At 35.2% G+C, this 12151-nt stretch carries 12 protein-coding genes; 9 read left to right on the forward strand and 3 right to left on the reverse strand.

The window, feature by feature from the left end; all coding sequences use genetic code 11:
• The first annotated feature begins 581 nt into the window (after nucleotides 1–581).
• Both ACONDI_RS14905 and ACONDI_RS14910 read left to right on the forward strand, forming a co-directional pair.
• Nucleotides 582–1256 carry a methylenetetrahydrofolate reductase C-terminal domain-containing protein gene (locus ACONDI_RS14905; RefSeq protein WP_241079323.1) on the forward strand — a complete coding sequence of 225 codons (675 nt, stop codon included), beginning with the start codon at nucleotides 582–584 and terminating at the stop codon, nucleotides 1254–1256.
• On the forward strand, nucleotides 1237–2166 hold the full coding sequence (locus tag ACONDI_RS14910; protein ID WP_420848152.1) for a methylenetetrahydrofolate reductase: 930 nt from the start codon (nucleotides 1237–1239) through the stop codon (nucleotides 2164–2166). Before ACONDI_RS14905 ends, ACONDI_RS14910 begins: the two co-directional genes overlap by 20 nt.
• A gap of 216 nt (nucleotides 2167–2382) precedes the next feature.
• Here the strand turns inward: ACONDI_RS14910 and ACONDI_RS14915 are convergent, their stop codons facing one another.
• Nucleotides 2383–2721: a YlbF/YmcA family competence regulator gene (locus ACONDI_RS14915; protein WP_241079325.1), complete on the reverse strand. Its 339-nt coding sequence runs from the start codon at nucleotides 2719–2721 to the stop codon at nucleotides 2383–2385.
• 137 nt (nucleotides 2722–2858) lie between these two features.
• Here ACONDI_RS14915 and ACONDI_RS14920 point away from each other — a divergent pair, with 137 nt between their 5' ends.
• Nucleotides 2859–5108 carry a vitamin B12-dependent ribonucleotide reductase gene (locus ACONDI_RS14920; protein ID WP_241079326.1) on the forward strand — a complete coding sequence of 750 codons (2250 nt, stop codon included), beginning with the start codon at nucleotides 2859–2861 and terminating at the stop codon, nucleotides 5106–5108.
• A gap of 290 nt (nucleotides 5109–5398) precedes the next feature.
• On the opposite strand, the gene ACONDI_RS14925 is transcribed toward ACONDI_RS14920, so the two are convergent.
• Nucleotides 5399–6163: an MBL fold metallo-hydrolase gene (locus ACONDI_RS14925; protein WP_241079327.1), complete on the reverse strand. Its 765-nt coding sequence runs from the start codon at nucleotides 6161–6163 to the stop codon at nucleotides 5399–5401.
• 78 nt (nucleotides 6164–6241) lie between these two features.
• Here ACONDI_RS14925 and ACONDI_RS14930 point away from each other — a divergent pair, with 78 nt between their 5' ends.
• Entirely contained in the window at nucleotides 6242–6976 is a 735-nt protein-coding gene (locus ACONDI_RS14930) for an SIR2 family NAD-dependent protein deacylase (protein WP_241079328.1), read from the forward strand.
• A gap of 47 nt (nucleotides 6977–7023) precedes the next feature.
• On the opposite strand, the gene ACONDI_RS14935 is transcribed toward ACONDI_RS14930, so the two are convergent.
• On the reverse strand, nucleotides 7024–7329 hold the full coding sequence (locus ACONDI_RS14935) for an MTH1187 family thiamine-binding protein (RefSeq protein WP_241079329.1): 306 nt from the start codon (nucleotides 7327–7329) through the stop codon (nucleotides 7024–7026).
• Nucleotides 7330–7425: 96 nt separating this feature from the next.
• Here ACONDI_RS14935 and mnmM point away from each other — a divergent pair, with 96 nt between their 5' ends.
• The 5 genes from mnmM (at nucleotide 7426) to radA (ending at nucleotide 12145) form a co-directional block, all read left to right on the forward strand.
• Entirely contained in the window at nucleotides 7426–8004 is a 579-nt protein-coding gene (gene mnmM, locus ACONDI_RS14940; protein ID WP_241079330.1) for a tRNA 5-(aminomethyl)-2-thiouridylate-methyltransferase MnmM, read from the forward strand.
• Nucleotides 8001–8858: a deoxyribonuclease IV gene (locus ACONDI_RS14945; protein WP_241079331.1), complete on the forward strand. Its 858-nt coding sequence runs from the start codon at nucleotides 8001–8003 to the stop codon at nucleotides 8856–8858. The genes mnmM and ACONDI_RS14945 overlap by 4 nt, the downstream gene beginning before the upstream one ends.
• A 74-nt stretch (nucleotides 8859–8932) precedes the next feature.
• The gene (locus ACONDI_RS14950) at nucleotides 8933–10339 is read left to right on the forward strand and encodes an RtcB family protein (protein ID WP_241079332.1); all 1407 of its coding nucleotides are present in this window, start codon (nucleotides 8933–8935) and stop codon (nucleotides 10337–10339) included.
• A 106-nt stretch (nucleotides 10340–10445) separates the two neighbouring features.
• Nucleotides 10446–10628, forward strand: coding sequence for a small, acid-soluble spore protein, alpha/beta type (locus ACONDI_RS14955; protein ID WP_241079333.1), 183 nt, complete (start codon nucleotides 10446–10448; stop codon nucleotides 10626–10628).
• A gap of 179 nt (nucleotides 10629–10807) precedes the next feature.
• Complete coding sequence (gene radA, locus ACONDI_RS14960; protein ID WP_241079334.1) at nucleotides 10808–12145, forward strand: DNA repair protein RadA; 1338 nt, start codon at nucleotides 10808–10810, stop codon at nucleotides 12143–12145.
• The last annotated feature ends 6 nt before the right edge of the window (nucleotides 12146–12151 follow it).

Here is a 12151-nt window from a genome sequence, read left to right on the forward strand (position 1 = left end):
AAAGATTCCGTCTATTATAGTAGAAAAAGAGGAGACGCTCGGTGGACAGCTCGCTCGGGAGGGTCTCCTCTTTCTACCATTTAGACCACATGACTTATAAGTGAAAAGAATACTAAAGTGAAAAAAATTACAGGACTTGTTGGTGACTACAATGTAGAATTAGTGTCGTAGTGTTTTTTCTACTATGATGACATGGAAGTAATAAGAACACCTAGAAAATATATATCATGAATGTAGTGAACTGGGTGTTATTTTTATTCGTCATGATAAGATACACTTTTATAAAGACCCTCTAAATACCTCAATATTGAAAGCTTATCCTTAGAGTGCGATATTTTGATTTAAGTGATAAGGTTGTTCCATTTTAAGAAGTTAAAAAAGTTGCATATACTACCATCTATTACCGGTTGGCACAAATAAGCCTGGGGTGTATGCTAATGGTGCATGCAAAAAACTAGATTTTTTATGGACTAACTCACGTATAGAATTGGATTCGTAAAATTCATCGCCTTGCATGTGAATGCTGTGTTATGTGTGTAGCACCAGAGGAATTTAGGTCCAATAGAAGGGAAGGTGTCGAAATGATAATAGCAGAAAGAAAACCATTGGATAGAATTTTAGAAAACATCAAGCCATTCAAGAAGGTTTTGGTTCTAGGCTGTCGAACATGTGTAGCGGTTTGTTTGGCAGGCGGTGAAAAAGAAGCCGAAGCTTTGGCTAGAACAATAGACCTAAAAAATAAAAAAGAAGGTAATGATGTACAAGTGGATTTCGCCAGCCTAGAGAGACAGTGTGAGTTTGAGTTTGTAGAGGACTTTGAACAGGAACTGAAAGATTACGATGTAATACTTTCCATGGCTTGTGGTGCAGGTCCACAAACGATAGTTGCGAAATACCCAGAAGTTAAGGTTTTACCAGCAGTAAACACAACTTTTATCGGAATGCCAAAAGAGCAGGGAGTTTGGGTAGAACAATGCGTTGCTTGCGGAGATTGTGAGCTTGACAAGACTATGGGTATTTGCCCTATAGCCAAATGTTCTAAGAGTATGATGAACGGTCCATGTGGTGGTTCTCAAGATGGAAAATGCGAGATTGATAAAGAACTTGATTGCGGCTGGCACCTTATCTATGAAAGACTAAAAGAACTTGGAATGTCTGACAGAATGAACACAATCGAACCACCTAAAGATTGGTCCACTTCGCACTCTGGCGGTCCAAGAAAACAGGTGAGGGAGGATGTTGAACTTGAAAGCTAAAACTAATTTACAAAAAGTACTAGAAAGTGGAGAGTTTGCGGTGACAGCCGAAGTAGGTCCTCCCAAGGGGCCTAATATTGATGAATTGTTAGAACATGCAGAAGAATATAAGGATATGGTAGATGCGTTTAATGTAACAGATAATCAAACAGCAATAGTGAGAGTCTCCAGTTTAGCCACTTGTATTAAATTACAAGAAGTTGGCGTTGAACCTATTTTGCAGATGACTGTAAGAGATAGAAATCGAATTGGCCTACAGAGTGATTTGCTTGGAGCTAATACTCATGGTATCACAAATGTATTGTGTCTATCAGGTGATCACCAGTCTTTTGGAGATGAACCAGGAGCAAAAGGAGTATTTGATTTAGACTCAACCCAGCTAATCTGGACTCTTAAAAGAATGAGAGATGACAATAAGTTTATTGGAGGAGAAGACTTAGAATCAGAGTGCGATTTTTATATTGGCGCTGTTGCTAATCCATTTGCAGATCCTTTTGAATATAGAGTAGATAGGCTTGAGAAGAAAATCGCTGCTGGAGTTCAGTACGTTCAAACTCAGGCAATTTTTGATATGGATAGATTTAAGAAATGGATGAAGGAAGTACGTGATAGAGGTCTTCATAAAGAAGTAAAAATTATGGCAGGCGTAATTCCGATTAAAGCTGTTGGTGCAGCAAGATACATGCAAAAGCATGTTTCTGGTATAACTGTTCCTGAAGAAGTGATCGAAAGGTTTAAATCAGCTGAAGATAAAAAGAAAGAGGGAATAAAGTTCTGTGTTGAACAGATAAAAGAAATCCAGGAAATTGAAGGTGTTGCTGGTGTTCATATGATGCCCGTGGCATGGGAAGAAGCTATCCCAGAAATAGTTGAACAGGCAGATTTGTTGCCACGTCCTAAATTTGACTAAACGACGAAGGCTAGTCCTGCAGGAACTTAATTAGCAATATCCGGTATCGGACTCAATATTACTAAAAAATATAATCAGAAATAAAAAAACCAGGCTTTTTAAACAAAAGCTTGGTTTTTTATTGAGTATGACTCTAAGTTATAATAAAATTGTAATACGAAAGTAAAACTTCCCTTATTAACAATAAAGGGAAGTCTTACTAAAAGCATAAGTATTTTATTCACTTTCTTCGCTGCTTAAAGCTTGTGTTACAGTTTCATTAACCTGCTTCATTACCTGATCAAATTGCTGTTGTGCTTCCATCAAATTCTTAATTGTTTCATTTTCTTGCATTTGACCTTGTAGACTTTGTAAAGATTGTACAACATTTTGATCTACTGCCTCGCCAGACTGTTGGGCAGTTTGAAGCTGTTCTTGCTTTTGCTGAAAATCGTTAATCAGATCTTGTGCTGCAGGGTCGAGCTTTAGTTTTGCCTCAGCACTTTTTAAGTCTTCATATTCCTGTGTTTGCTTGATCTCTTCAGCCAATTCCATGGCTTTTTCTGAAATGCTCATTTTAAAAAACATACCTCCTCAATATTTAAAAAACTTATTCTAAGTCTATAATTTATTAAAAAATAAGACCAATGTAAAGCCCTAAAATCAAATTATTTAAAAATATTGCAAAGCCATCAAAAAAAGGAGGAATATTTATGGAACTAACAAAGAATGCCAAGACCGTTTTAGAAAAAAGATACCTGAGAAAATCTGGAGATAGACTTACTGAAACTCCAGAAGACTTACTTTGGAGGGTTGCAAATAACATTGCCCAAGTTGACAGAAATTATTATCCCCACACAGAAGATAAAATAAACGAGGTAGCAGAAGATTTTTATGATTTAATGGATAAGAATTATTTTTTACCAAACTCACCGACTTTAATGAATGCAGGCAGTGAACTACAGCAGCTATCTGCTTGTTTTGTTTTACCTGTAGAGGATTCTATGGAAAGTATATTTGAAAGTATAAAAAACTCAGCCTTGATTCATAAAAGTGGAGGGGGCACAGGTTTCTCATTTACAAGAATAAGGCCCAAAAATGATGTGGTTTTATCCACAGGAGGAATAGCCAGTGGTCCTATATCTTTTTTAAAGGTATTTAATTCTGCTACGGAGGCTGTAAAGCAGGGAGGTACAAGAAGAGGAGCAAACATGGGTGTTTTAAGGGTAGATCATCCTGATATATTAGAATTTATTTCCTGCAAAGAAGAACAAACAGAAATAACTAATTTTAATATTTCAGTTGCCCTAACAGAAAACTTTATGAAAGCTCTTGAAAATGGGGAGAATTTCAAATTAGTTAATCCAAAAGACAAAAAGACTGTTAAAGAAATAGACCCTAAAGAAATTTTTAATAAGATAGTAGAGATGGCCTGGAAAAATGGTGAACCCGGAATAATATTTTTAGATAAAATTAATGAGGAAAACCCTACTCCAGAATTAGGAGAAATAGAATCAACTAATCCATGTGGAGAACAACCGCTGCTACCTTATGAGTCATGTAACTTGGGCTCGGTTAATCTTTCTGTAATGGTAGATGAAAAGAAAAATAAAATTGATTATAAAACGCTTAAAGAATGTGTCCATAAAGCTGTACACTTTTTAGACAATGTAATTGATGCTAATGAATACCCTTTAGATAAAATCAGAGAAGTGACATTAAGCAATAGAAAGATTGGTCTTGGAATAATGGGTTGGGCGGATATGTTATACAAGCTTAACATACCCTATAATTCAGATAAAGCCCTTGAAACAGCAAAGGAAATAATGAAATTTATTGATGATGAATCTAAGGAAAAATCTCGGGGACTAGCAGAAGAAAGAGGAGCATTTCCTAATTTTGAATACAGCATTTATAAGGAAAGTGGTGAACCTCCTATCAGAAATGCTACTACAACAACTATTGCTCCCACAGGAAGTATTTCAATTATAGCAGGAACTTCAGGGGGGATTGAACCGAACTTTGCCCTTGCCTTTTCTAGGAATATATTGGACAAGGAAACGTTAATTGAAGTAAATCCAATTTTTGAAGGTGTAGCAAAAAAAGAAGGCTTTTATTCAAAGGAATTAATGGAAAAGATATCAAAAGAAGGAAGTCTGAAGGGTAATGACGAAATACCCGATAACATAAAAGACGTATTTGTAGTATCACACGATATTGAGTCCTCTTGGCATATTAAAATGCAAGCTGCTTTTCAAGAATACACAGATAATGCTGTTAGTAAAACAGTTAATCTTCCATCTGATGCCACTAAAAATGATATAGCAGATATCTATAAGCTTGCCTACGAATTAAACTGTAAAGGGGTAACTGTATACAGAGATAAAAGTAGAGATGAACAAGTTTTACAAAAAGGTGATAGTGAAGACAAAAAGAAACAAAAACAAAAAGAAAAAGCTGCTGAACAATCATCCAAACCCTATATTATTCCAAGAAAAAGACCTGATGTGACTATTGGCAAAACAGAAAAAATAAGTACTGGCTGTGGAAACCTTTATGTAACTGTTAATGAGGATGACAAAGGTTTATGTGAAGTTTTTGCATCTATGGGTAAGTCAGGAGGTTGTGCGGCAAGCCAATCAGAAGCAACAGCCAGGCTTATTAGTATGGCCCTTAGGTCAGGCCTGGATGTGAAAACGATAATCAAAGAGCTAAGAGCAATTAGATGTCCTAATCCCACATGGGATAGTTCAGGAGGCATGGTACTTAGCTGTCCAGATGCTATTGGAATAGTATTGGATAAGTGTATAAGAGAAAAGGAATCAGGTGAAAAAGTTGATAAATCAGACAATGGAATACAAAAGTTAGACAGGTTAATGGGAGCATGCCCAGAATGTGGGGGTCATGTTAGAAATGAAAGTGGTTGTATCACATGCTTTTATTGTGGATATTCTAAATGTTAATTTGTTAGGCTGATTCTACTGCAAAAGGTCTATTCACATAAGTATAATGTTTTTAATTGATACATCTAAGAATCGAACAGCAGTCCAAATAAGGCTTCCAAATCTAAAAACTCGTCCTGAGTTCGATTAGCTAATGACATCCTGTCATTATGCCTTATCCGCCCTGTTTTCTCATCAAGATGTATTGCAATTAAAAACAAAACTTAGTTCATATGACTTTTTGCAGTTGAATCAATTTTGCCCTTGCCAAACTATTGTAGGCGGTCTGGATGAAGCAGTACATTTGATCTCTAGAGTTCTATGGTAAGACCATCATAGGCAGGATCTATATAGTCAGGAAGATATTCATTTAAGCTATTGTATTCGATTTCATGAGTCATATGGGTGAGATAAGCTTTTTTTGGTCCGATCTTTTCGATAACGGGTAATACTTCATCTACACTTAAGTGATTTGGATGATAAGTATACCTTAAAGCACCGATCACCAAAACTTTTAGGTTGTTTAGAAGAGAATATGAATCTTGTGGAATCTTAGAACAATCAGTCAAATATGCGAAATCATCAATACGATAGCCTAGAATTTTTTCCTTTCCATGGTAAATTGGTACGGGCTGGACCTTTGTTCCCTCAATTTCGAATGGTTTTTTTCCGATGACATTCATAGTAACTTTTGGCTTACTTGTGTAATCATTGACCCTATCCTTAAATACGTATGGATACATGTTTATAATGCTCTGGGCAGTTATTTCGTTAGCATAACAGGGTATTGATTTTCCCATTATTTCATTAAACCTTCTAAGGTCATCAAATCCATGGACATGATCTGCATGTCTATGAGTAAACAACACAGTATCAATTTTGTTAATATTATAGGTTAATGCCTGAAACCGAAACTCTGGCGATGTGTCTACCAAAAGAAAACGGCTTTTTTTTTCGATCAGAATACTTGAGCGCCATCTATTATTCTTTTGGTCATTGGAAGTGCAAATATCGCATTTACAGCCGATGACTGGAACACCGTGAGAAGGACCAGTTCCTAGAAATATAATTTTCATTGTTTTCGACCTCTTTACAAAGTTGTTGATCCATTATAACATTAAAAAGAATAATTTGGCAATTAAGGAGGGAGATAAGTGAGTGATACTGAAGTAAAGAAGTTAGTCGAAGCATTAAAAAATTCTAACAACACTTATGTTTTAACTGGAGCAGGGATGAGTACTGAAAGCGGCATTCCAGATTTTAGAAGCCAAGGGACAGGGTTATGGAATGATATAGATCCAATAAAATATGCGACAAGAGATGTATTGCTTAGCGAACCTGAAAAGTTTTTCCAGGTAACTTTTAAAAGGTTTGTTTCTCTAGTTGATAAAAAGCCAAATGAAGGTCATTATGTGCTCTCGGAATTAGAAAAAGAAGGGATAATAAAAGGTATTATCACACAAAACATTGATGGACTTCACCAGGAAGCAGGATCAAAAGAAGTGTGGGAAGTTCATGGAAACATTAAAAAAAGCCACTGTATGGAATGCAGTACGGCATTTCCTTTTGAAGAACTTGTTAGTCAGGTAGAAACTAAAGATGTGCCAGAATGTAAAAATTGTGGAGGAGTACTTAGACCGGATGTTGTACTGTTTGGGGACCCTATGCCTGATGACTTTTTTGAAATTGCAGCAGAATTGAAACAAAATTGTGATTTTTTACTGATTGTCGGAACCAGCTTACAAGTATATCCTGTTGCAGGCATTGCAGAATTAGGTATTCCAATGGGTATAATAAACCTAGATAGTACACCACATGATATTAAAGCAAAAGCAGTAATTAATACTAAATGCTCACAAGCTTTAAAACAAATAAAAGAATGTTTATAACCAAAAAAATTATCCGGGGAACTCTTTTAATTCCCCGGATAATTTTTTTAGTCTGATAACTTTTCATTAACACTCTGTATTTTTTGATCAGTTGAAGTGGTTATATCACGTCTATCATCAATTCTGATTTGTGTTACTACTCGTTTGGCTCCAGCATCAAAGGGGCTATCGTGCATTTTTTTAACAATTTCTAAGCAGTCTTCGAGTTCACCTTCTAAGATTGTTCCCATCGCTGTAAGTTCATAGTTAACTTTATCCTGGACTTTTAATATCTTTTGACACTCAGCTACATAATAGCTAATGCTAGGAGTATTAGTCCCTAAAGGAACAATACTAATCTCAACAATGACCATTTTGTGACTCCTCCAGTATTAATCGATTTACGAATTTTATTCTACCTATTTTTTTAAATACCTTCTTCTAAATTATTATAATAGGGGGATTTTATATTGGACATATTTAAAAAGACTACTGAATTGGATAAAGAAGTAGTATTGGAGGTTATAAGTAAAGGAGACATAGCTGTTGATGCTACCTCTGGTAACGGACATGATACATTATTTTTAGCAAGACAAGTGGGCTCTAAAGGGCTCGTTTATGCTTTTGACATCCAGAAAAAAGCTATAGATAGAACGAAAACTTTATTAGAAAACAATGGCGTTGAAAATAGGGTGAATTTAATTAAAGAGGATCACTCAAATTTGGCAGAAATAGTGCCTTCCGGTGTAGCAGCAATAATGTTTAATCTTGGCTATCTGCCAGGAAGCGACAAGAGTGTGGTAACGTTACCAGAAACAACTTTGAGTGCTTTGCATAATGGGTTAAAGTTACTAAAAGTAGGTGGAATATTAACTTGTGTAATTTATCCAGGGCATGATATGGGAAAAGAAGAATCAAATGAAGTAGAGAATTTCGCGAAAGAATTGAATTATTCAATATATCAAGTTGTAAAAATTATATCTACTAACAGAAAACAAGCTCCACCTTATTTGCTGGCAATTAAAAAAAGAAAGGAAGTAAGTATATGAAAAAAAGAATAGGATATCATATGTCACTAGCAGGTGGCTATAAAAAACAATTAAACAATGCATCGAAAATTGGAGCCGAAACCATCCAAATTTTTTCAGGAAACCCAACTTCTTGGCAACCGCCTAAACTTGACAAAGATATAGCAAAAAAATTCAAAGAAGTACAAAGGAGCAATAGTATTTGGCCGTTAATTTTTCATACACCGTACTTGATTAATTTGGCTTCTCCAAAACCAGATATATTTGATAAATCTGTATCTTTACTAAAAGCTTCTCTAAAAAGAGCTGAACTTTTTGATTCCCCTTACGTCATAACTCATATAGGAAGTCATCTAGGAGTAGGAAAAGAGAAGGGGATAAATAATATATGTAAAGCATTATTAAATTTAAAAAAGGATTGGCCCGAAGATACTAAACTATTGCTAGAAAACACCGTAGGGAGCGGAAATAATATAGGGTCCACGTTTGTTGAAATAAGAGAAATATTTAACCGGGTTGATAACTTGGTATTAGACCATTTAGGGTTTTGTTTTGATACAGCCCATGCTTTTGGTGCAGGTTATGATCTTTCTACAACAGAAGGAGTAGATAGGACTATCGATGAACTGAAAGATAATATTGACCTAAACATGTTAAAAGTAATCCATGCCAATGATACTCCAGAACACAAAGGTTCAAAAAAAGATAGACATGAAGATTTAACTAAAGGTAATATAGGAGAAGATGGATTTATTTATTTATTAAATAAAGATGAATTTAGTGAGGTTGATTCGATAATTTTGGAGACTCCTAAACGTAATGAGAACCCTGACAAAGAAAATTTAGATTGTTTAAAGAAGATATTAGGACGTTAAGTTAACCTTTAAGTTATCATGAAATTATATAGTAAAAGTTATATATATATCTGATTCTGGGGGAGGTAAAATAATTGGAAATATCAAATTTAAAATATCAACAAGAAAACTTATATATAAAAAGTGATAAAAGCGGTAATCCCATTATGAAAATTTTTATTTCACCTAAATTATTTTCTAAGCTTGAATCAACTGCTATTAAACAACTAGAGGATGCTTCAAAACTACCCGGGGTTAATCATCCTGTAATTGGCCTTCCTGATATTCACGAAGGCTTTGGTCTCCCAATTGGCGGTGTTATGGCAGTAAAAAAAGAAGGTGGCATTGTTTCTGCTGGTGCTGTGGGAATGGATATAAACTGTGGGGTAAGACTTTTAAAAACAGATATACCAGCTGATGATATTTCTGCCGAATTTTTAAAAGAGCTTATGAATAAAATAACAGCTGAAATACCTCTAGGAACAGGAAAAGATGGTAAACATGATATCTTAAGATTATTAAATATAGAAAAAGTATTTTCCGATGGTGTGCCGTATTTAGTGGAGATGGGTGCTGGTAACAAAGAAGAACTAGAAAGAATAGAAGACAGAGGACAGATTAAAGGCGGATCAATTGATGTTTTAAGTAAAAAAGCCAAAAAAAGAACAGGACAGCTAGCTACCCTTGGAGGTGGAAATCATTTTATTGAATTTTGCCGGGTTAAGACATGCTACAACGTAAATATTACCGACAAATTAGATATTAAACAAGATAAACTTGCAGTATTAATACATACAGGTAGTAGAGGAATAGGTCATCAAGTGTGTACTGACTACAGCCAGGAGATGGTTTCTAAAAGAAGTAAAAAAGAGCTACCAAATAAAGGCCTTGCTTTTTCTTATTTAGATTCAAAAGAAGGAGAAAGATATCTAAGTGCCATGGCAGCTGCAAGTAATTATGCCTTTAGTAATAGGCAGTTGATTTCTTGGATAATCAAAAATATTATAGAAGAAAATATTGGAAAAGAATCAAATGCGTCGCTTGTTTATGATATCCCTCATAATATAGCAAAATTTGAAAAACATGACCAAAAAGAGCTACTAGTGCATAGAAAAGGTGCAACAAGAGCACTGCCTCCAGGACATCCAAGTATTAATGGAGAATTAAAAGAAACTGGCCAACCTGCGATTATTCCTGGAAGTATGGGAACTGCTTCTTATGTTGTTATTGGTACTGATAAGTTAGCTGAAAGTTATTATTCTGTAAATCATGGCGCCGGAAGAGCATTATCTAGAAAAAAAGCCAAAGAGTGGATTAATAAAAAAGATTTTAAAGAAACCATGAAAGGAATAGAACTTCCTGTAAAAGGGATCAAAAAATATTTAGATGAAGCACCGCAGGCATACAAGGATATTAATGAAGTGGTGGATACTCTTTCAAGTAGAAATATGATTATGAAGGCAGCCAAATTAGTGCCTCTAGCTGTATTAAAGGGAGACTGATAATAACTGATTTGGCACAGCATTACTATTTAAAAAATATATAAAAGGAAATAATAAGAGTGAAAGCTTCCCTAAAAACCTTATCCTTACAGGAGGAGTGGATTTTATGCCACGCAATAAAAGTAGGCTAATGAGCGAAAACATGAAATATGAGCTAGCTAAGGAATTGGGAGTTTTAGAAACTGTGCAAAACGAAGGCTGGGGAAGTGTACCATCTAGAGATTGTGGTAACATGGTAAAACTCGCAATTCAAAAAGCTGAAACAATGATGAAAGAAGGGAAGCTTTAGGTGTATAAAATCAAATAAATTGGGTATATTAATAGATGAAGGCAAGGCTCCTCTCCCTTAAATCTAAAACCTAACACTTGTCTTCCATTTATAAGCGGTGACTTTATTCAATTAAAGTCGCCGCTTATTTTATTATTTTTTAAATTGGTGTTATAATTATGTGGGGAGTGAGTATAAAAATGACTATAGGGACAAATTATGTATGTAATTCATGCGGTTATATTACCTTAAAGTGGATGGGCAAATGCCCTGATTGTGACTCCTGGAATACATTAGAACAAATGTATAATAATAAGAATAGCCAGAATAAAAAAATGCCAATTACTACCCCCGTTCCTTTAACTGAATTAAACTATGAAGATAAACAAAAAGTAAGAACGGAAATAGTAGAAGTTGACAGAGTTCTCGGAGGTGGCATATTTCCTGGTGCTTCTGTATTATTAGGTGGCAATCCAGGGATAGGCAAAAGCACATTAATGCTTCAGATAGCTTACAGGCTTGCTGAGAAGCTTTCCCCTGTATACTATCTAAGTGGTGAAGAATCTCCACCCCAAATTCTTGATAGATGCAAACGGTTAAACACCCTTCACTCAAATATATACATATCTAGTGAAACCAATTGGGAAATAATTGAGAATGAGATAGATAACTTAAACCCTAAAGTTATAATTGTGGATTCTATCCAAACTATATATTATCCTGAGTTGGGTTCACTGCCGGGTAGCTTAAAGCAGGTCAAAGAATGTTCATCCCGGTTAGTAAGGCTTACAAAGGACCAGGAAATTTCCTGCTTTATTATTGGACATGTCACTAAAGATGGTGAGATAGCAGGTCCTAAGGTTTTAGAGCACATGGTTGATACAGTTCTTTCTTTTGAAGGAGAAAAACAGCATTCGTATAGAATATTAAGAAGTAACAAAAATCGTTTTGGGGCTATGGAAATAGGTGTGTTTGAGATGAGAAATACAGGGCTAATGGAAGTGAACAATCCTTCGAAGTTTTTCTTGAATGATCGTACAGGCAAAGAATCTGGTTCTTGTGTGACAGCTAGCATGGAGGGAACAAGACCGGTACTTATAGAAGTTCAATCCCTTATAGGGAAGACTAATTACACTACACCTAGGCGAATGACCACAGGTGTTGATTACCATAGGGTCTTATTAATAATTGCAGTTTTAGAAAAAAGATTAAATTTGTCCCTTGGGTATCATGATGTATTTGTTAATGTTGTTGGTGGACTTAAAATTAAAGAACCTTCCGTTGACTTAGCTGTTGCCCTTAGTCTGGTATCAAGTTATCAAAATAGAACAATTGATAAGAATTTAATAGCCTTTGGAGAGATTGGTTTGACCGGTGAAGTAAGAAGTGTTACAAATATTGAATCAAGGCTTACTGAATCCAAAAAAATGGGTTATAAAGCAGCTGTAATTCCGCCTAGTGACACAAGAAAGCATGAAGGCATGGATATAATACACGCTAGTAATCTAAAAGAGGCTTTGTCTGTTTCATTAAATTAAACAAGA

Source organism: Natranaerofaba carboxydovora (genome assembly GCF_022539405.1).
Taxonomy (GTDB): Bacteria; Bacillota; Natranaerobiia; order Natranaerobiales; family Natranaerofabaceae; genus Natranaerofaba; species Natranaerofaba carboxydovora.

Coding starts and splice junctions, on each gene's coding strand:
- ACONDI_RS14905 (WP_241079323.1), top strand. CDS start 582: ATGATAATAGCAGAAAGAAAACCATTGGATAGAATTTTAGAAAACATC.
- ACONDI_RS14935 (WP_241079329.1), bottom strand. CDS start 7,329: ATGGTCATTGTTGAGATTAGTATTGTTCCTTTAGGGACTAATACTCCT.
- ACONDI_RS14945 (WP_241079331.1), top strand. CDS start 8,001: ATGAAAAAAAGAATAGGATATCATATGTCACTAGCAGGTGGCTATAAA.
- radA (WP_241079334.1), top strand. CDS start 10,808: ATGACTATAGGGACAAATTATGTATGTAATTCATGCGGTTATATTACC.
- ACONDI_RS14920 (WP_241079326.1), top strand. CDS start 2,859: ATGGAACTAACAAAGAATGCCAAGACCGTTTTAGAAAAAAGATACCTG.
- ACONDI_RS14915 (WP_241079325.1), bottom strand. CDS start 2,721: ATGAGCATTTCAGAAAAAGCCATGGAATTGGCTGAAGAGATCAAGCAA.
- ACONDI_RS14910 (WP_420848152.1), top strand. CDS start 1,237: ATGTTGAACTTGAAAGCTAAAACTAATTTACAAAAAGTACTAGAAAGT.
- ACONDI_RS14925 (WP_241079327.1), bottom strand. CDS start 6,163: ATGAAAATTATATTTCTAGGAACTGGTCCTTCTCACGGTGTTCCAGTC.
- ACONDI_RS14955 (WP_241079333.1), top strand. CDS start 10,446: ATGCCACGCAATAAAAGTAGGCTAATGAGCGAAAACATGAAATATGAG.